Annotated in this window: 15 protein-coding genes; 5 read left to right on the forward strand and 10 right to left on the reverse strand. The window is 69.2% G+C overall.

The features are described from left to right. Positions 1 to 8: 8 nt before the first annotated feature. Positions 9 to 3,206: an ATP-binding protein gene (locus ACCD06_RS03270; protein ID WP_413338756.1), complete on the reverse strand. Its 3,198-nt coding sequence runs from the start codon at positions 3,204 to 3,206 to the stop codon at positions 9 to 11. Between the two features lie 114 nt (positions 3,207 to 3,320). After that, entirely contained in the window at positions 3,321 to 3,854 is a 534-nt protein-coding gene (locus ACCD06_RS03275; protein WP_413338758.1) for a response regulator transcription factor, read from the reverse strand. A 183-nt stretch (positions 3,855 to 4,037) separates the two neighbouring features. On the opposite strand from ACCD06_RS03275, the gene ACCD06_RS03280 reads away from it, so the two are divergent. After that, on the forward strand, positions 4,038 to 4,694 hold the full coding sequence (locus ACCD06_RS03280; protein WP_413338760.1) for a response regulator transcription factor: 657 nt from the start codon (positions 4,038 to 4,040) through the stop codon (positions 4,692 to 4,694). A gap of 31 nt (positions 4,695 to 4,725) precedes the next feature. Here ACCD06_RS03280 and ACCD06_RS03285 read toward each other — a convergent pair whose 3' ends face one another. The 6 genes from ACCD06_RS03285 to ACCD06_RS03310 form a co-directional block, all read right to left on the reverse strand. Then, the gene (locus ACCD06_RS03285) at positions 4,726 to 5,232 is read right to left on the reverse strand and encodes a helix-turn-helix domain-containing protein (protein WP_413338762.1); all 507 of its coding nucleotides are present in this window, start codon (positions 5,230 to 5,232) and stop codon (positions 4,726 to 4,728) included. A gap of 127 nt (positions 5,233 to 5,359) precedes the next feature. Continuing rightward, on the reverse strand, positions 5,360 to 6,475 hold the full coding sequence (locus ACCD06_RS03290) for an FAD-dependent monooxygenase (RefSeq protein WP_413338764.1): 1,116 nt from the start codon (positions 6,473 to 6,475) through the stop codon (positions 5,360 to 5,362). Positions 6,476 to 6,489: 14 nt separating this feature from the next. Next, positions 6,490 to 8,760 carry a xanthine dehydrogenase family protein molybdopterin-binding subunit gene (locus ACCD06_RS03295; RefSeq protein WP_109074136.1) on the reverse strand — a complete coding sequence of 757 codons (2,271 nt, stop codon included), beginning with the start codon at positions 8,758 to 8,760 and terminating at the stop codon, positions 6,490 to 6,492. Continuing rightward, the gene (locus ACCD06_RS03300; RefSeq protein WP_109074137.1) at positions 8,757 to 9,248 is read right to left on the reverse strand and encodes a (2Fe-2S)-binding protein; all 492 of its coding nucleotides are present in this window, start codon (positions 9,246 to 9,248) and stop codon (positions 8,757 to 8,759) included. Before ACCD06_RS03300 ends, ACCD06_RS03295 begins: the two co-directional genes overlap by 4 nt. Further along, on the reverse strand, positions 9,245 to 10,567 hold the full coding sequence (locus ACCD06_RS03305) for a c-type cytochrome (protein WP_109074138.1): 1,323 nt from the start codon (positions 10,565 to 10,567) through the stop codon (positions 9,245 to 9,247). Before ACCD06_RS03305 ends, ACCD06_RS03300 begins: the two co-directional genes overlap by 4 nt. Positions 10,568 to 10,741: 174 nt before the next feature. Beyond that, a complete protein-coding gene (locus tag ACCD06_RS03310) occupies positions 10,742 to 11,953 on the reverse strand; it encodes an acetyl-CoA C-acyltransferase (protein WP_413338767.1) in 1,212 nt (403 codons plus the stop codon). 155 nt (positions 11,954 to 12,108) lie between these two features. On the opposite strand from ACCD06_RS03310, the gene ACCD06_RS03315 reads away from it, so the two are divergent. Further along, a complete protein-coding gene (locus tag ACCD06_RS03315) occupies positions 12,109 to 12,696 on the forward strand; it encodes a TetR/AcrR family transcriptional regulator (RefSeq protein ID WP_413338769.1) in 588 nt (195 codons plus the stop codon). Between the two features lie 13 nt (positions 12,697 to 12,709). Here ACCD06_RS03315 and ACCD06_RS03320 read toward each other — a convergent pair whose 3' ends face one another. Then, positions 12,710 to 13,018: a putative quinol monooxygenase gene (locus ACCD06_RS03320; RefSeq protein ID WP_136703316.1), complete on the reverse strand. Its 309-nt coding sequence runs from the start codon at positions 13,016 to 13,018 to the stop codon at positions 12,710 to 12,712. Between the two features lie 274 nt (positions 13,019 to 13,292). Between ACCD06_RS03320 and ACCD06_RS03325 the strand changes: the two genes are divergently transcribed. Together ACCD06_RS03325 and ACCD06_RS03330 are read left to right on the forward strand one after the other, a co-directional pair. Further along, a complete protein-coding gene (locus ACCD06_RS03325) occupies positions 13,293 to 15,596 on the forward strand; it encodes a mechanosensitive ion channel domain-containing protein (protein WP_413338771.1) in 2,304 nt (767 codons plus the stop codon). 217 nt (positions 15,597 to 15,813) lie between these two features. After that, positions 15,814 to 16,311, forward strand: a complete 498-nt coding sequence (locus ACCD06_RS03330) for a BLUF domain-containing protein (protein WP_413338773.1) — start codon at positions 15,814 to 15,816, stop codon at positions 16,309 to 16,311. A gap of 2 nt (positions 16,312 to 16,313) precedes the next feature. On the opposite strand, the gene gcvA is transcribed toward ACCD06_RS03330, so the two are convergent. Further along, a complete protein-coding gene (gene gcvA, locus ACCD06_RS03335) occupies positions 16,314 to 17,267 on the reverse strand; it encodes a transcriptional regulator GcvA (protein ID WP_109074144.1) in 954 nt (317 codons plus the stop codon). A gap of 208 nt (positions 17,268 to 17,475) precedes the next feature. Here gcvA and ACCD06_RS03340 point away from each other — a divergent pair, with 208 nt between their 5' ends. Continuing rightward, on the forward strand, positions 17,476 to 18,225 hold the full coding sequence (locus ACCD06_RS03340) for an SDR family NAD(P)-dependent oxidoreductase (protein ID WP_085091592.1): 750 nt from the start codon (positions 17,476 to 17,478) through the stop codon (positions 18,223 to 18,225). Positions 18,226 to 18,232 lie beyond the last annotated feature (7 nt).

Below are 18,232 nucleotides of genomic sequence, written 5' to 3' on the forward strand. Positions count from 1 at the left end.
TCCTGCAGCTACTGCACATAGTCCTGTTGGGTCGACATCAGATCGACGATGTCGTCGAATCCCGCGTCCCGCGCGATGGCGATCAACGGGTCCGTCTCCTCCCGCACTGCCGACAGCCGCTCCCCCATCGCCAGCAGGTCGGAGACGATGTGGTTGCAGCTGTAGCAGAGCATCCGCAGCTCGGCGCACTGGTGCCCAACCTTCTTGGCCTCGCGCGCGCGGGCAAGGCCGTATGACAGCGGCTGCGTCCAGGGGCCGACCTGATCCAGCGCGACCAGCACCGGGGTGCGGTAGCGTTCGAAGCCATGGCGGTCCACCAGCTCCAGCGCCGCTGAGGCGTAGGCGAACCCTTCCACATACTCGTCGAAGACGGTCGCCAAGGAGACGCCGAACCACGCGATTCCCTGGGCCGAGGCGGCGGTCACGCCATGCGTCAGCGTCAGTTCCACCATCCTGGCGAAATGAAGGTGCAGCAGGTCCCCGGCCGGATAGAAGAAGGCCGCCTCCAGCGCCGTCAGCAGTGCCATGGCGGCTTCCATCCGCGGATCGTCCATCGGCGGCAGGTCGGCCAGGGCCGAGACCGGCCGGCCATCCAGCAGGCGCCTGATCCGGTCGTAAGTGGCGGCGACCGCCCCCGGCGGCGGATCGGTGGGCAGGTCGATCCCCAGCTGCGCCAATCCTTCCAGCGCCACCCGCACCGCGCCGCGGAAATCCGACGCCACGGTCAGCCGCGCCGCCTTCAGCCGGTACGCCTCGGCGCCGTCGATGGCGCCGTCGGCGTGGCGGAACAGCCCGTCGATGGCGCGGTCAGCCCCGGCCGCGTCGCCGCTCGCCAGCAGGCATTCGGCCGTCAGCACCGCCGCCCGCCAAGCCAACGGGTAGGATTGGGTCCAGCGTTCCTCCCCCAGGATGCGGTCGGCGCCTGCCAGATAGGTCAGTGCCCGGCCACGCGCGGCGGCGGCGACCGCCTGACCCGCCGCGTCGATCAGGGTGCCGGCGAACTGATCGGCCCGCTCGGTACACAGCGGGGCGCCGTATGACAGCTCGATCTGTGCGGCGATCCTGAAGAGTTCCTCCGGACCGCGGTCTGGCCACAGAGACAGCATGGCCGAGGCGATGGCCGCATGCTGCGCCGGGCGGTCCTCTACCGGCGTCAGCCCATAGGCGGCCTCCTGCACGCGGTCATGCACCAGCACCCAGCCGCCGGAATCCCCGTGCAGCACCAGCCCCGCCGCAGCCGCAGGCGCGAGCGCGGCCTGCACCGCGGCGGGCGGCAGGCCGGCGACCGACGCGAGGAGCCGGTCATCGGCGCCATTGCCGATGGAGGCCAGCAGCCGCACCGCGGTCCGGCTGGCGGCCGGCAACCGGCGCAGCCGGACGACCAGCAGGTCGGTGACCGTCTCGCCGCCCGGCAGCAGGGCCGCCGTTCCGGCCGTCCATGTCCAGGCCGAGCGGCCGGCGTCGTGGCGCAGCGCCCCGTCATCCGCCAGGGTGCGGAGAAGCTGCAGGATGTGCAGCGGGTTGCCGCCGGTCTTCTCGCCGATCAGCCGCAGCAGGTCCTCCGCCCGGTCGACCGGCTCGTCCAGCACGGCCGTGACCAGGGCGGCGGTCGCCTGCGGGCCGATCGGCCGCAGGGCGATCCATGCCGGCGCCGTCGCGTCATCCCGCAAGGCCGACAGGAAACCGAGGAAACCCGGCTGGATGTCGGCGCTGGTGTCCCGATAGGCGGCGATCACCATAAGGCCCGGCGGTGGACTGTCGGCGATGGCGCGAATGAAGGCCAGCGTCGCCTCGTCGGCCCATTGCAGGTCGTCCAGGAACAGCAGGACCGGCGCACCGGGACGGGCGAAGGCCTGCAGGACGCCGGTCAGTATGCGGCGGATGCGCAGCGGCTGCTGGCTCGACGGATCGTCCAGCGTGTGGGCGGCCGGTCCGGTCACCGGCTCGAATTCAGGCAACAGGTGGAGCAAAAGCGCCAGCTGCCCGTCCAGCCGTTCGGCCAGACCGGCGCGCAACGCCTCCAGTTCCTCCAGCGGACCGGCGACCACCGCGGCCGCCAGCCGGCGCAACGCCTGGAGCACCGGGGCGTAGGGGACGGCAGGCTGATACTGATCGGTCTTGCCGGCGGCGATGCGGGCATCCGCCGGAAGCCGGTGCCGCATGAAGCCGGCGACCAGCGCGGATTTGCCCGATCCCGGGGCGCCGCCGACGAAGACCAGCTGCCCCCGCCCGCCCGCCGCGGCACGGCCATAGGCATCGCCCAGCCGGCCGAGTTCCTCCTCCCGCCCCAGCAGGGCATCGGGCGGCACCAGCCGGCGGATGCGGTCGGCCCGCGCCAGTTCGAAGGCGGGGATGTCCCGATGGGCGGACCAGTCCCGCAGGCAGCGCGTCAGGTCGTCGGCCAGCGAAGCGGCACTCTGGTAGCGGTCGTCGGGCGCCTTGGCGATCAGTTTCAGGATCAGCGCGTCCACCATCGGCGGCACGTCCGGACGCAGGCTGCTGGGGCATGGCGGCCGCACCGCCATATGAGCGTGCAGCCATTGCGCGGCGGACTCGCCGCTCAGCGGCAGACGGCCGGTCAGCAGACCGAACAGCACGATGCCCAGCGAATAGAGGTCGCTGCGCTCGTCGCCCGGCTGTCCTTCCGGTCCGGCGGTTTCCGGTGCGGTGTAGGCGGTGGGGCGCCGTCCGGCCTCGCCCTCTGCCTGTCCCGCCTGAAATCCGGTCAGGCGGACCTTCCCGGCCGGGGTGAGGATCAGAGCCTGCGGATGCAGGGCGCCATGCAGCAGATGGCGCCGGTGGGCCTCGGCAAGAGCCCCGGCGGCCTGGGCGGCGACCTCCAGGAACTGGTCGAGGGGCGGCCTGTGCAGGGTGGACAATGGCTGTCCGCCATCGTCCGGATAGATCAGCGCCGGTCCGTCGCGGGTCAGCCGCAAATCCAGCGGGACCAGGGCCCAGTCCTCTTCCAGCAGGGATTTCAGGCTCAGCTCATGGTCAATCTGCCGGCCGGCGGCCTCGTTGGCCCAGCCGGCCCGCGCGGCCAGCCAACTGACCCCGTCCGCCCCCGTCAGCCGCAGCAGGCTGCGGTTTCCGTCCGTGGCCAGCAGCTCGGGCCGGGCGTCGTCCAGCCACTCGGCAGCCGGTGCCGCGGGCCGGGTGGAAACAGGTGTTTCCCTGTCCCGGAGATTATCGATACCGGACGCCATCGGACCTTGCTGGCTGCGTGAAAGGAATCACGATCCGGTGATACATCAGTCATCGACGGCGGTATAACCGCCAAACGGCTTATTTCCCTCTCCGAAAGGGATAGGGGCGGTGCGTCAGGCCGTTTCGCTGTCCTCCAGGATCCGGTGCAGGATGGCATGGAGATCGTCGGGATCGACGGGTTTCTCCAGGAACAGGCGGGCGCCAGATGCCATCGCCCGGTCGCGCATCCGCGGGTCCGGGAACGCCGTCAGCAGAAGGACCGGAACCTCCGGCATGCGGGCCTTGACGGCAACCTGCAGGTCCAGCCCGCTCATCCCCGGCATGGTGACGTCCGAGATCAGGCAGCCGACGCCGGCGGGCGGGCAGTCAAGGAAGTCCTCGGCGCAGGCGAACAGAGAGATGCGATAGCCGAAGGAGCGGATCAGGCTGCCCAGGCTGTTGCGGACGATCGGGTCGTCCTCGACGATCGCAATGGTCGCGCTGGCGGGGGCCGGATGCATCGCGGCTAACGGCCGGCGTCCCCAGCCGGAGAGGCTGCGGCCGGTGCGGACGGGAACGGGCAGCCCGATGGGCTCATGGCGGCGGCCTTGCTGACTGATGGAAATGCCGCCTTCACTATGGGTGACTTTATCGGCCGGCAGAACCATACGTCCGCGAGGTGCCTGCGAACCTTGGGTGGGGGAACCCCATACCAAAGGTTAGGTGCCGGACGCGGGGGCGCGGTTCATCATGGCGCGGCCCCTTCGCACGCCAGCCGGTTCTTCGGTTGCCCGGGCGTCGGAACCCTGCCGCCGCAACCCTGCCGCCGCAACAGCGAGTGATCGTAGACCATGCACCCCGCCACGGCCGGCCGACCGGCCGAGCAGACCATTTCGGACCGCAGGATCGTGCTGATCGTCGATGACGATCCGCTGCTGCGTTCATCGCTGGACAGCCTGTTCCGCTCGGTCGGGCTGGAAACCCGCCTGTTCGCCTCGGCCCAGGACGTGATGGATGCCCAGTTCTCCGACGTGACCTGCTGCATGGTGATGGACATCCGCATGCCGCGGATGAGCGGGCTGGAATTCCAGGCCCAGTTGAACGCGCGCGGCATCCGCGTTCCGATCATCTTCATCACCGGCCACGGCGATATTCCCATGTCGGTGCAGGCGATGAAGGCGGGCGCCTTCGATTTCATGACCAAGCCCTTCCGGGACCAGGAAATGCTCGACGCGGTGGAGGCGGCGCTGACCCGGGACGGCGAACGGCGCGGTCAGGACCGCATCCTGGCCGACGGCCGCGCCCGCTACGATGCCCTGACCCCGCGCGAGAAGGAGGTGATGGCGGGGGTGACCCGCGGCCTTCTGAACAAGCAGGTGGCGGCCAAGCTTGGCATCAGCGAAATCACCGTGAAGCTTCACCGTTCCAGCCTCATGAAGAAGCTGGGGGTACGGGCGCTCGCCGACCTCGTGCGTCTGGCCGAAGCGCTCGGCATAAACCGCGACTGAGACGGCCGCCGGCGCGGGGTTCGGTGGCGTGCTAACGCCGCGCCGCCTTGCGCCACCGCATCGGTGTCTGGCCGACTGCCCGGCCGAACAGGCGCGTCAGGTGGGCCTGATCGGAAAAGCCGCAGCTGCAGGCGATCTGGCAGAGCGGCTCGTCGGTTTCCAGGATCAGGCGCTGGGCCAATCTCACCCGCCGTTCGATGATGTAGGCGTGGGGTGTCACGCCCGTGCTGGCCTTGAAGGCGTCGGTGAAGCGTCCGCTGCTGAGCCCGGCGAGGGCGGCCAGCGTCTCCACCCTTATCGGCCCGGCGATGCTTGCCTCGATATGTTCGGTCACTCGGCGGAGCTGCCAGGAGGCCAGTCCTCCTCTGGGCTGGGACGGTGTGGCGATGGCTGCCGGCTCGTTCCGCCGGTCCGCAACCAGGGAGGCGAGCCGGTCGAGGCAGAGCCGCGCGCCGTTGGGATCATGGTCGAGCACGGCAAGGGCGCGGGTCACCAGCGTGGCGACCGTCCTGTCATCGGCGGCGACTGGCTGAAGCATCGGGGGACTCCCTGCGTGACATGGCGTGCAGGGAGTTTGGCCGGATTGGGGTGCGTCGCGGAATCGCACGCTGGGGTCGCCGGCCCCGTGCCATGGCTTTACGGCTGCTAGCCCTTGGTGTGATGGCTCACTCCAGCATCGCGCCCAGCCGGCGCCCATAGGCGGCGATGGCGGCGCCGGCGGGATGGCGCTCCTCGTTATAGGCTTGCAGGGCGATCTCGATCTCCCGGTGGGCGGACAGATGCCGTGCGAGTGCCATGGCGTCGCCCGCGGCCTTGGCGACGCCCATCGCCGTGTGCGGACGGACCACGAACGCCGCATCGCCCAGCAAAGCCACCCGACCGCGTGTCATCGCCGGCACCTCGTAATCGAAGATGGCCTGGACAAAGGGGCGGGGCTCCGCCGCGATCGCCGCCGCGAAGGGGGGCGGCAGCAGGTCCGCTGCATCCTGCCGCAGCCTCGCAGCCAATGTCCTCGGCACCTGCCCGGGCGCCAGCGAATAGGGATGGTGGCGTCCCTGGGCGTCCGTCAACAGCGCCGGCAGTTCGGCCGCCGCCACCCGCCGGTACCAGACCCAGTTGTAGCGCCGCTCCCCCACCGCGGTCTCCGCCGCCGGCCCGGTGACCAGATAGCCCAGTGTGTGCGATTGCGGCATGTCGTAGAAGGCGAAGCGGTCAAGCAGGATGGCGGCCTCCGCCGGCAGATCTCGTTCCGGCACCAGCCCGCGCCACGCGACATAGCCGGCATACTCGTTGGCAGCGTGCCTGCCCACCACCGCGCAGCGAACGATGGAGCCCAGCCCGTCGGCACCGATCACCAGATCGGCCTCCTCCCGGCTGCCGTCGTCGAAGCGCAGGCTGGCGGAGGTGGCGTCCTGCTCCACCCCCAGGACGGTGCGGCCCAGGACATAGGCGTCGTCGGGCACCTTGCTGCGCATCGTGGCGTAGAGATGATCCCAGGAGATCTGCATCTGCGGTGTCGCCTGCCGCTGCCGGATTTCGCCGGCGCGGTCGAGGAAGATGCGTTCATGGGCGACGACGCCGACATGGGCCACATGCTCGCATCCCACCGCTCGCAGCAGGGCGAAAAGGTCGCGCTGGCCGACCAGCCCGGCGCCACGGCCGGCGAGCCCGCCGCCGGAGCGCTCATAGAGGCGGACGTCATGCCCCTCCTGCCGCAGCAGGGCGGCGGCGAACAGACCGCCGACGGAGCCGCCGACGATCCTCACACGCAGGGTCTTCATGGTCTTTTCCCTTCTCATACCGGACCGAGTGCAGCCTTGAGCCGTTCGGGGCTGAGCGGCATGTCGCGCAGGCGAACGCCGGTGGCGTCGGCGATGGCGTTGGCCAGGGCGGCGGCGGACGGTCCCTGCGCCGCCTCGGCCGTGCCGAGGAACGGCGCGCCGGGGCGGTCCATCACCAGCACCTCGACCGATCCCGGCACATCGTCGAAGCGCAGGATGGGATAGCTGCTCCAATCGAAGCTGGCGCGGCGGTCGGCGGCGAAGCGCACCGCTTCCCGGCCGGTCCAGCTGAGCGATTGCACCAGCCCGCCCTCGATCTGGTTGCGCACGCCGTCGGGGTTGGCAGGCTGGCCGCAATCGACCGCGGCGACGGCGCGGCGGACCCGCGTCCGGCCGGTCTCGCGATCGACCTCCACCTCCATCGCCACCGCGCAGTAGGCGCCGAGATTCTTGTAGCGGGCGAAGGCCATGCCGCAACCGCGCCGGCCGTCGCCTTTCGGCCGGTTCGACCAGCCGAAGCGGTCGGCCGCCGCCTGCATCACGTCACGCGCCCGCTCGTCCCGCATATGGTCGAGGCGGATCGACAGCGGGTCGATGCCGGCCCCGGCGGCCAGCTCGTCCAGCATGCTTTCAATGGAAAAGACGTTCAGATGCGCGCCCAGCGACCGCAGGGCGGAAACGCGCGCCGGCATGTCCTTCAGGAAATGATAGACGACATGGGTGTTGGCGAAACTGTAGAGCGGGTTGGAATTGCGGCTGCCGTCGCCCTCCGGCATCGGGATCGGCTTGCCTTCGGGGGCGGGGAAGGGTGGATCGGCCTCGTTGCCGGCCAACACGCCGCCGGCCCCGACCGGGCGGTTGTTGTGCGGGTTGCTCCAGACCGCGTGGCGCCAAAAGACGATGCGGTTGTCGGCGCCCAGCGCCGCCTCCAGCTCCGTCATCATGCCGGGGCCGAGCGGTTCCCAGCCGAACTCCTGCTCGCGCATCCATTGCAGGCGGATGGGACGGCCGGGCAGGGCCTTGGCGATGACTGCCGCGTCGGCAGCCACGTCGTCGGCGCCGTTCTGGCCGTAGCAGCCGGCGCCCTCGGCATGGATGGCGTGGACCTTCTCCGGCGGCAGGCCGAGCAGTTCGGCGACGACGCGGCGGACGTCGAAGGTACCCTGGCTGTGGGTCCAGACCGACATCGTGCCGTCTACATACTGGGCGATGGCGCAGGACGGGCCGATGGAGCCGTGGCTGATCCAGGGCCGCGTGTATCGTGCCTTGACGGTGCGGACGGCCGGTCCCGCCGGTTCGCTGGTGTCCATGATCGGGATGTCGCGCGCCGGCAGAGCCTTCAGCGTCGCGGCCACGGCGTCGCCGGTGCCGTCCGTCGGCAGGGGCGGTTGCGTGGCGCGGGCGTAGGTTGCCCGTTGCAGGTGGCGTAGAGCTTGGATCGCCGTCCATTGCCGCTCCGCCACCACCGCCAGAAAGCCGCCTTGCCGGACGATCTTCACCACGCCCGGCATGCGGGCGACGGCGTCGAGATCGGGCGATTGCAGGCTGGTGCCGACGCTGGGGCCGCGGACGACGCGGGCGTGCAGCATGCCGGGCAGGCGCATGTCGTGCAGATAGGCGGCACCGCCGGTCAGCTTGGCCGGGATGTCGATCCGCGGCAGATCCCGGCCCATCGTGCGGTAGTCCGATGGCCGGCGCAGCGGCGCGTCGGGCATTGCCTGCACATGCAGCGACAGTCGGGCCGCGACCTCGCCATAGGGCAGGGTTCGACCGTCCGGCGCGCGCAGCCTGCCGTTGCCGCCGGTGGTCACCTGATTGGCCGGCAGTCCCCAGACCCGCGCCGCTTCGGCCGCCAGCAGCATGCGGACGTTGGCGGCGGCGTTCTGGATCGCGGTGCCACTGTCCTGCATGGAATGGCTGCCGGCGGTCAGCCCCTCGTCCGGCGTGCGTTCGGTGTCGGCGGTGACCAGGGTGATGGCGGCGGGCGGGATGTCCAATTCCTCCGCCGCGACCTGGGTCAGAGCGGTGCGGATGCCCTGACCCAGTTCCACCTTGCCGGTGAAGACGGTGACCCGGCCATCGGCGTCGATGCGGATCCAGGCGTCGAGCCAGGGCGTGGATTTCAGGCTGCCCTTCAGGTCGGGCGCCACGACGGCCGGGCCGGCGCCGCCCTCGCCGCCGCCGGCGAGCTGGGCGAAGGCCCTGGGCGCCAGGGCGAAGGAGACCACCAGGGCGCCGCCGGTCAGGAAGCCGCGGCGGGAGACGGATGACAGGACGGGGCTCATGGCCGCACCTCCTGCGCCGCTTGGGTACCCCTGCGCATGGCGACGGCGCGACGGATGGCGCGCAGGATGCGCATGTGGGTGCCGCAACGGCAGAGGTTGGTCTGCAAGTGGGCGCGGATCTGCGCCTCGTCGGGGTCGGGGACGCGGTCGAGCAGGGCCTGCGCGCGCATCAGCATTCCGGCGATGCAGTAGCCGCACTGGGCGGCCTGCTCCTTTTCGAAAGCCTGCTGCAGCAGGCCGGGGGCTTCCGCGCTGCCCAGCCCCTCCACCGTGCGGACGCGGCGGCCGGCGACGGCGCCGACCGGCGTCAGGCAGGAAAAGGCGGGCTTGCCGTCGATGTGCACGGTGCAGGCGCCGCACTGGCCCAGGCCGCAGCCGTATTTGGCCCCGTTCAGTTCCAGGTCGTCGCGCAGCACATAGAGCAGCGGCGTGGCCGGGTCGATGTCCAGCGCGTGCTCGGCGCCGTTGACGGTGAGGGTGACGGTCATGGCTGGGACTCCTCCTTGCGGACCGTGGCGGCCGCCGTCGCCAGCGAGGTCCAGGCCGGGCGGTCGCTGAAGCGGGATCGCAGATAGGCGGCGAGGTCGGCGACCTGCGCGTCGGTCAGGCTGGCGGCAAAGGGCGGCATCGTCGGTCCGGCCGGTCCGGTGGGCGGGCGGATACCTTGCAGGATGGCGCGGATCGCAGTGTCGGGTTGGTCGAGTTGCAGGGCGGTCACCGTCGACAGGCCGGGCCGGCCTTGCGTCATCATCGGCGCGCCGCCGTCGTGGCAGCCGGCGCAGGCCCCGGCGAACAGGGTGGCGCCGGCCGGGTTCGCCTTGGCCGCCTCCGCCGCGCGGTCCGGAGGGGAGGGCGCTTTCGGAGCGGCGCGGTTCGCCGACAGCGAGGCGATGTAGGTGGCGATGGCGCGGACGTCGGCCTCCGGCGCGCGGGACAGGCCATGCACCACCGGTCCCATCGGCCCGGCGGCGGCGCCATGGCGGCCGTCCACGCCCGTGCGCAGATAGTTGAACAGGTTGTCCGCGGTCCAGGGTAGGGCGGCCGGGCTGGCGCCGTTCAGCGCGGGCGCCACCCAGCCCTCGGCCATGCCGCCGGAATAGGCGCTGCTGCCCGTTTCCTCGGCCCCGGCCGGGTTGCGCGGGCTGTGGCAGCCGCTGCAGTGGCCGAGACCTTCGGCGAGATAGGCGCCGCGGTTCCACTCCGCATCGCGGTCCGGCCGCGGCGTGAACTCCTCCTGATGCAGGAACAGCAGCTTCCAGCCGGCCAGCAACGGGCGGAAGCCCAGCGGGAAGATCAGGTCGTTCGCCTTGGCCGGGGCGGAGGCCGCCGGGCGGGTCATCAGGAAGGCGTAGATCGCGTCCAGATCCCCGTCATGCACCCAGCGGTAATGGTCGTAGGGCAATGCGGGATAGAGATGACGGCCGTCACGCGACACCCCGTCGCGCATGGCGCGTTTGAAAGCCTCCTTCGACCAGCCTCCGATCCCGGTTGCCGGATCCGGCGTGATGTTGGTGGAATAGAGCGTGCCGAACGGCGTCGCCAATGCCCGGCCGCCGGCGTAAGCGACACCACCGTCCGCGGTGTGGCAGACGATGCAATCGCCGACCGTGGCCAGCGCAGCACCGCGGGACACCAGTTCCGCCGGGAAGTCGGAGGCTTTGGGCGTGGGAACGGTGGGCAGGCCGCTTCGGTAGGCGATCCCCAGGAACGCGCCGACACCGGCAAGGCAGGCCAATGCGCCACCGGCCGCCCATCTGCCTACCGTCCATCTGCCCACCGGACGGCCGGCCCATCGGGTTGGTTTCATGCTGCACCTCCTCTGGTCCGCCGCATGCCTTGTGGGCGGGCGGATAAGTCCAGGGAGGGTGCCGGAGCGTGCGGCAGTCGTATTGAAGATTGGACGCGGGATTTTTGAACGAAACCCGCACGCCCCTACGCCGTTGGTCCAGCGGTTTCGGTTCGCCCGGTCTGCCCGGAAGCCTCAGCCGATGCGCTCGATGGCGATGGCCGTCGCCTCTCCGCCGCCGATGCACAGAGAGGCCACGCCGCGGGTCAGTCCGCGCGCCGCCAGCGCGTGCAGCAGCGTCACGATCAGCCGCGCGCCGGTGGCGCCGATGGGATGGCCGAGTGCGCAGGCTCCGCCATTGACGTTCAGCCGGTCAGGCGCGATGCCGAGGTCGCGCTGTGCCGCCATGGCGACCACGGCGAAGGCCTCGTTGATCTCGAACAGGTCGACGTCCTCCACCGACCAGCCGATTTTGTCGAGCAGCTTGGCGATCGCCGGAATGGGGGCGGTGGTGAACCAGGCCGGATCCTGGCTGTGGGTGGCGTGGCCGCGGATCTCCGCCAGGATCGGCAGGCCGGCGGCTTCGGCGACCGAGCGACGGGTCAGCACCAGCGCCGCGGCACCGTCGGCGTTGGCGGACGAACTGGCGGCGGTGATCGTCCCGTCGCGGCGGAAGGCCGGTTTCAGCGCCGGGATCTTGTCGGGCGAGACCTTCAGCGGAATCTCGTCCTGACCGACCAGCCGGTCGCCGCCTTTCGCGGGCACGGCGACCGGCATGATCTCCGCCGCGAAGGCGCCGCTTTCCACCGCCGTCCGGGCGCGGGTCAGCGTCTGGGCCGCATAGGCGTCCTGTTCGGCTCGGGTGAAGCCGTAGGCCTCGGCCGTCGCCTCGCCGAAATCGCCCATGGCCCGGCCGCCCTCATAGGCGTCCTCCAGCCCGTCCAGCATCATGTGGTCCAGCAGCCGGTCGTGGCCGATGCGATAGCCGCCGCGCGCCTTCGCCAGCAGATAGGGGGCGTTGGTCATCGACTCCATGCCGCCGGCCACCACGATGTCGGCCGAACCGGCGCGGATCAGGTCATGGGCCAGCATGGTGGCCTTCATGCCCGAACCGCAGACCTTGTTGATGGTCGTGGCGCCCGTCGCATCGGGCAATCCGGCGCCGCGGGCCGCCTGCCGGGCCGGTGCCTGCCCCTGTCCCGCCGGCAGGACGCAGCCCATCAGCAACTCGCCGACGCTGGCGGGCGGCAGGCCGGCCCGTTCCACCGCCGCCGCGATGGCGTGGGCACCGAGTGCGGTTGCCGGCAGTGCCGCAAGCTCTCCCTGAAAGCGCCCAAGCGGCGTGCGGACGGCGGACACGATGACGACGGGATCCTGGCTGGAAGGAGGGATGGAAGGGGTGTGCATGGTTGCGGTCTCCGGGTCTGCATCCCGACGGGGGCTGTTAAATTATGATCGTCATGTTTGCATAATTGATGATGAACGTCATATAAATTGTCAATGGGTCTTCAGCCGATTTTCGGGAATGGCACCGGTCAAGGTCCGGTCACGGAAGGTGCATCATGCGGGTGAGCAAGGAGCAGGCGGCGGAGAACCGGCGCCGGGTCGTGGAGGTGGCAAGCGGGCTGTTCCGCGAGCGGGGCTTCAATGGGATCGGCGTCGCCGACCTGATGAAGGAGGCCGGGCTGACCCATGGCGGGTTCTACGGCCAGTTCGCGTCCAAGGAGGATCTGGCGGCGGAGGCCTGTGCCCGCGCGATGGATGTGATGGCGGAGCGCTGGAACGATTCGGCGGAGACGCCGCCGGGGGACAAGGCGCTGGCGGCCTTGCTGGACAGCTACCTGTCGCCGCGTCACCGCGACCACAGCGCCGCCGGCTGTCCCATTGCCGCGCTCGGCGTCGATGTGTCCCGGCAGGGCGGGGCGGTGCGCGGCGCCTTTACCCGGGGCCTGCGCCCGTTCATCGACAGGCTGCAACGGCTGGTGCCGGGCCGCTCGGCGGAGGCGAAGCGCAAGGCCGCCCTCGCCACACTGTCGGGCATGGTCGGCGCCCTGATCCTCGCGCGCGCCGTCGATGATCCCACCCTGTCGGAGGAGATTTTGGAGGCGGCACGCGAGAGTCTCGGCAGGTCGGGAGCGGCCGGCGAATAGCCGGCGGCTCGGGTCAGGCGATGCGGCGCAGCAACTCGATCCGCAGCGGTTCGCCCAGCAACCTATCGAACTGCGCGGCGAGGCCGGTGAAGGCCGCGCCCTTGGCATGGGTGTCGAGAGCGGCCTGATCCTGCCAGACCTCGTACATCACGATGGTACCGGGCCGTTCGCGGTTGACATGGGCGGAGTAGGCGAGGCAGCCCGGCTCCTTCAACACGGCCGGGACGATGGCGGTGATGGCGTCGGCCAATGCCTGCTCCTGACCGGGCTTGGCGACGAGATAGGCGACGAGTTGCACCTGATCGCTCGGCGGAACGCTCATTGCGGTGTTTCCCTTTGAGGTGGCTGACGGAACGGTGGCTGCGGCCAGACTGGCCCATGGACGGGTTTCTGGCAACCCGCCGCGGCGCGCCCGCACCCGTGCGCGAGGTTCGGCTGCCTCGGCGGCCGGACGCTCCACCCTGGCCTGTTGGTGATCGGCGTTCCTGCGTACGGGCTATGCCGTCCCAGAGCGCGTGGATGCGTGACAAGAGGCTTTTCCCGCTTGTTGTCCTCGGATCGCCCATCCACGCTTTCATCGAACGCCCCAGGAGACCATGGCTTTTGTCGAATGCAGCGCGCAAGCGCCCGCAGACCGCCGCGGACGGACGAACCGCCTTTTCACCACCCTGATCTGCCTCGCTTTCCTGTTCCTGTCCGCCATCGCCACGGCAGGCTCCGCCTTCGCGCAGTCCCCGCCCGTTGCGCCCGCGACGGCGCAGGACCCGAGCCCGAAAGAGATCGGACGATTGATCGATTCGCTGGAGACCCCGGCCAAGCGCGAGGCGCTGCTCGATCAGCTCAAGGCTTTGCAGCAGGCCGAACAGGCGGTGAAATCCGACCGGGAGCCGGAGGGGCTCGGCACCCGCCTGCTGACCCTGCTGTCCTCACGCCTGGACGATCTGGGGCAGGAGGTCCGGACGACCGGCGAGGTGGTGCTGAATGCTCCGCAGGGCATGCGCTGGCTGCAGCGGCAGGCGCTGGATCCGGCGCGGCAGGCGACATGGGCTTGGCTGTTCGCCGAACTGGCCCTGGTCGTGGTGGGCGGACATGCCGCCCGGCTGGTCGCGACGCACCTGCTGCGCCGGCCCCGGTCGGTCCTGGCGGCACGGCCGTTCCATTCCGCCATCGCCAAGGTTCCGCTGCTGCTCGTCCGTGCGCTGATGGATCTGGCCCCGATCGCCGCCTTCGCCGTGGCCGGCTTTGGCGTGCTGGTGCTGATTGACCCGCCCGGCACGGTGCGGCTGCTGGGGATTGCCTTCCTCAATGCCAGCCTGTTCGTGCAGGTCGTGGTCCTGGTGATGCGGGGGCTGCTGTCACCGCGCTCCACCAACCTGCGGCTGGTCCCGATGAGCGATGAGGCGGCGCGGCGGCTGCTGGTGTGGAGCCGCGCCATCGCGGTCTCCACTGTCTATGGCCTGTTCGCAGCCGGGACGGCGCGCACGCTGGGGCTGCCCGAGCAGTCCTACGACACGCTGGTAAAGCTGGTCGGCTTCGCCGATGCCCTCATGCTGACGGCGTTGGTTCTGCAAAGCCGTGCCGCCGTCGCCTCATGGCTGCGCGGGGAGATTTCGGCCGTTCCCCCGCCTGTGGAGGATGGGCCGGCCGCGGCGCCGGCGGCGAGAACGACGCGCCCAGGCCGCCTTCTGCGCGCCGCCGGCCGGCGTCTGGCCAATGTCTGGCATGCCGTCGCCATCCTCTACATCGTCGCATTGTTCGGCATCTGGGCGCTGGATGTCGAAGGTGGGCTGTGGTTCGTTCTGCGCGCCACCGCCGTGTCGCTGGTCGCGGTCGCGGTTGCCCGGATGGTCGGGCGCGGGATCGCGCGTGGCTCCACGGCGCTGCGGCTCCGCCTGGACCGCCAGCGTTCCACCTTGGGCGATCGGCGGATAAAGCGCTACATCGGGCCCGGCACGCGGCTGCTGCATTGGGTATTGGCAGCGGTGACCGGGCTGGTCGTGCTGGACGCCTGGGGGCTGGACGTGCGCGGGACACTGGAAACGGCGATGGGCTGGCGGTTCCTGGCGTCCGGCCTCGCCATCCTGCTGGTGGCCGCCATCGCGCTTGCGGTTTGGGAGCTGACCAACGCCGTGATCGAGCGGAATCTGGCGACCACCGACCGTTATGGACATGCCATCCAGCGAAGCGCGCGCATCCGCACCCTGCTGCCGCTTCTGCGCAACGCCCTGATGGTGGTGCTGCTCACCTTCGTGACGCTGATCACCCTGTCGGAACTGGGGTTGGACATCGGGCCGTTGCTGGCCGGTGCCGGTGTCGTCGGTCTGGCCGTCGGCTTCGGTGCCCAGACGCTGGTGAAGGACGTCATCACCGGTCTGTTCATCCTGTTCGAGGACACCATCTCGGTCGGCGACGTGGTCAATGTCGGCGGCAAGGGCGGGCTGGTGGAGGGCATCACCATCCGCACCATCCGTCTGCGCGATTTCGACGGAACGGTGCACACCGTGCCGTTCAGCGCGGTGACCAGCATCTCCAACATGACCAAGGATTTCAGCTATTACGTGTTCGACGTCACCGTCGCCTATCGGGAGGATGTCGACCGCGTGGTGTCGGTGCTGCACGAGATCGGGGCGGGGATGCGCGCCGACCAGCGTTTCGCCCCGTTGATCCTGGAACCGCTGGAGGTGCTGGGCGTCGATGCCTTCCAGGACTCCGCCGTCCTGATCAAGGCGCGCATCAAGACCCTGCCGATCCAGCAGTGGACTGTCGGCCGCGAATTCAACGGGCGCATGAAGAAGCGCTTCGGAGAGTTGGGGATTGCCATCCCGTTCCCGCAACGCATTCTGCACATCGCGCCGAATGGGATGTCCAGGGCAAGCGCCTATGGCGAAGCCGCGGAGTGACTGCAGGGAGCGGCCGCGTTTCCCGCCTAGGTCGGCCGGATCGCGGCCGCACGCTGCCTGACCAAAAGATCCGTGCGCAAACAGCCATTCGTTGTCGTTTCCGCACGGAAAGCGATCCTGCTTTTTTGCGCAGTGACAGGCTTTTCAATTCGAATAGTTTAATGGAAATCAGTCAGTGAATAAATAGTGCAGAGCTTCTCCGGTGGAGAGAACTGACATGTTGCAAATCGTCTTTCGCAGCCAATTGACGAAGTTACTATCTTACACCGATATTCAAAAGTTGTGTCTGATCTCCGCCAGGAACAACAGGAAGGCTGGGGTCACCGGGTTCATGGTCGAATGCGGCGGGGTTTTCCTGGAGACGATCGAAGGGGAAAGCCGCGCGGTCGACAAAACATTCAACCTGGTCTGTCAGGACACCCGCCGCGATCATTTAGAGATCGTCTATTCCGAAAAGGAAGTCGAACGGCGACGGTTTGGGGCCTGGGCCATGAACGTCATGTTCCTTGACGACGACATATTCTGGCAGACCGTGTTCGGAGCCGGCTTCTCCTGTGATGAGATGCTGTCTCCCCGGGCATTGGAACCGGCTTTTGCCCTTGGGTTGCTGGTCATGGCTTACCAGTACGCCTGCGCACAGGCCAAAATCGCGCCACACCCGTCTGGCGCAAGGCCGGGAAGAATCCCGCGGATCGGCCACATGCTCCGCCGTTGAGGTCAATCCTCGGCGGAACTGCCGACCGCGCCCAGGGAACCGAGATATTGCTCCTCCCATTCGCGTCCGGCTTCCAGCTCGCCGAACAGCCAGTCGCGGAACAGCTGGATCTTCGGCAACGCGGCGGTCGATTTCAGCGTGACGAAGCCATGCCCCTGCGCCCGCAGCCCATGGGTGGGGAAGGGGACGACGAGTTGGCCGGACTGAAGTTCCTGGCGGGCGAGGAGCAGGCTGTCCAGGCACACGCCCATCCCGTTGACCGCGGCGTTGATCGCCATGAAGGAGCGGTCGAAGCGCAGGCCGCGCTCCATGTCCAGATGGACGCTGCGATGGCGGCGCATCCAGTCGCGCCAGCCCAGGATGTTGACCTCCGAATGGATCAGGACGTGACGGCTGAGGTCCTTCGGCTCCCGGATCGGGTTGAGGCCGTTCGCCAGCGCCGGCGAGCACATCGGGACGATGATGTCCTCCGGAAACTGCTCCAGCACGCAACCGGCCGGCGGCGGCCCGGGGTTGTAGCGGATGTCGACGTCCACCGCCCCCGCCGTCAGGTCGATGGGCGAGACCGAAGCCTGCAGCCGGATGTCGATGGCGGGATGCAGCGCCTTGACCCGGTTTAGCCGCGGCATCAGCCATTGGGTGGCGAAGCTGGGCATCGACCGGACGGTGAGGATCGTCGTCCCGCTGCCGGTGCTGGTGACGTTGCGGGTGGCCGCATCCATGCGGGCGAAGGCGCCGATGATCTCGTTGGCATAGGTCCGGCCGGCGTCGGTCAGGGCAACCGACCTGTGAACACGATGGAACAGTGGAAGGCCCAACTGTTCCTCCAGAATTTTCACCTGATGGCTGATCGCCGACGGCGTCAGTCCCAAATCCTCCGCCGCGGTCGCGAAGGAACCCAGCCGCGCCGCGGCTTCGAAGGCTTGCAATGCCTTGATGGAGACCCGTTTCCGCATCGCACCCTTCAGATGAATTCAGCTCATCGATGAGCGATCTTATTCGTTTGTCGAATTCATCTCAAGACCATAGGATCACATCAATCATCGGCTGAACGAATCATCGGGCGGCCTGATCGAAATCACCACAACCGAGCGAAACCGACGCTCCGTCGCGGCACCCCCTGTGCCGCCACGGCGGAGCCTGCTTCGACAAGAGGGAGCGAGCATGCTGCTGTCCAACAAGGTCTGCGTGATCACCGGCGCCGCGTCGCGCCGCGGCATCGGCCGGGCGACCGCAAGGCTTTTCGCGCTGCATGGCGGGCGCGCGATCATCCTGGACCTCGACGGCGCGCAGGCGGCCGAAGCCGCCGCCGAGCTGGGCGAGGCGCATCGCGGCTTCGCCTGTGACGTGACCGACCGCGACGCCTGCTTCGCCGCCGCGACTCGCGTGGTGGAGGAGTTCGGCCGAATCGACGTGCTGGTCAACAACGCTGGCATCACCCAGCCGCTGAAGTTCATGGACATCGGCCCGAAGAATTACGAAGCGGTGACCGACGTCAGCCTGCGCGGCACGCTGTACATGAGCCAGGCCGTCGTCCCCCACATGCGCGAGCGCAAGTCCGGCTCCATCGTCTGCATCTCGTCGGTGTCGGCGCAGCGCGGCGGCGGCATCTTCGGCGGTCCGCATTACAGCGCGGCGAAGGCCGGCGTGCTGGGCCTCGCCAAGGCAATGGCGCGCGAACTGGGGCCGGACAATGTCCGCGTGAATTCGGTGACGCCGGGCCTGATCCAGACCGACATCACCGGCGGCAAGCTGACCGACGAACTGCGGGCGGAAATCCTGAAGGGCATCCCGCTGAACCGCCTGGGCGATGCCGAGGATGTGGCCCGTTCCTGCCTGTTCCTGGCGTCGGAGCTGTCCTCCTACATCACCGGCGCCACGCTCGACGTCAACGGCGGCATGCTGATCCACTGATCCCGAA

This window comes from Azospirillum sp. CT11-132, assembly GCF_047302835.1.
Lineage (GTDB): Bacteria > Pseudomonadota > Alphaproteobacteria > Azospirillales > Azospirillaceae > Azospirillum.

Coding starts and splice junctions, on each gene's coding strand:
- ACCD06_RS03270 (WP_413338756.1), bottom strand. CDS start 3,206: ATGGCGTCCGGTATCGATAATCTCCGGGACAGGGAAACACCTGTTTCC.
- ACCD06_RS03275 (WP_413338758.1), bottom strand. CDS start 3,854: ATGGTTCTGCCGGCCGATAAAGTCACCCATAGTGAAGGCGGCATTTCC.
- ACCD06_RS03280 (WP_413338760.1), top strand. CDS start 4,038: ATGCACCCCGCCACGGCCGGCCGACCGGCCGAGCAGACCATTTCGGAC.
- ACCD06_RS03285 (WP_413338762.1), bottom strand. CDS start 5,232: ATGCTTCAGCCAGTCGCCGCCGATGACAGGACGGTCGCCACGCTGGTG.
- ACCD06_RS03290 (WP_413338764.1), bottom strand. CDS start 6,475: ATGAAGACCCTGCGTGTGAGGATCGTCGGCGGCTCCGTCGGCGGTCTG.
- ACCD06_RS03295 (WP_109074136.1), bottom strand. CDS start 8,760: ATGAGCCCCGTCCTGTCATCCGTCTCCCGCCGCGGCTTCCTGACCGGC.
- ACCD06_RS03300 (WP_109074137.1), bottom strand. CDS start 9,248: ATGACCGTCACCCTCACCGTCAACGGCGCCGAGCACGCGCTGGACATC.
- ACCD06_RS03305 (WP_109074138.1), bottom strand. CDS start 10,567: ATGAAACCAACCCGATGGGCCGGCCGTCCGGTGGGCAGATGGACGGTA.
- ACCD06_RS03310 (WP_413338767.1), bottom strand. CDS start 11,953: ATGCACACCCCTTCCATCCCTCCTTCCAGCCAGGATCCCGTCGTCATC.
- ACCD06_RS03315 (WP_413338769.1), top strand. CDS start 12,109: ATGCGGGTGAGCAAGGAGCAGGCGGCGGAGAACCGGCGCCGGGTCGTG.
- ACCD06_RS03320 (WP_136703316.1), bottom strand. CDS start 13,018: ATGAGCGTTCCGCCGAGCGATCAGGTGCAACTCGTCGCCTATCTCGTC.
- ACCD06_RS03325 (WP_413338771.1), top strand. CDS start 13,293: ATGGCTTTTGTCGAATGCAGCGCGCAAGCGCCCGCAGACCGCCGCGGA.
- ACCD06_RS03330 (WP_413338773.1), top strand. CDS start 15,814: ATGTTGCAAATCGTCTTTCGCAGCCAATTGACGAAGTTACTATCTTAC.
- gcvA (WP_109074144.1), bottom strand. CDS start 17,267: ATGCGGAAACGGGTCTCCATCAAGGCATTGCAAGCCTTCGAAGCCGCG.
- ACCD06_RS03340 (WP_085091592.1), top strand. CDS start 17,476: ATGCTGCTGTCCAACAAGGTCTGCGTGATCACCGGCGCCGCGTCGCGC.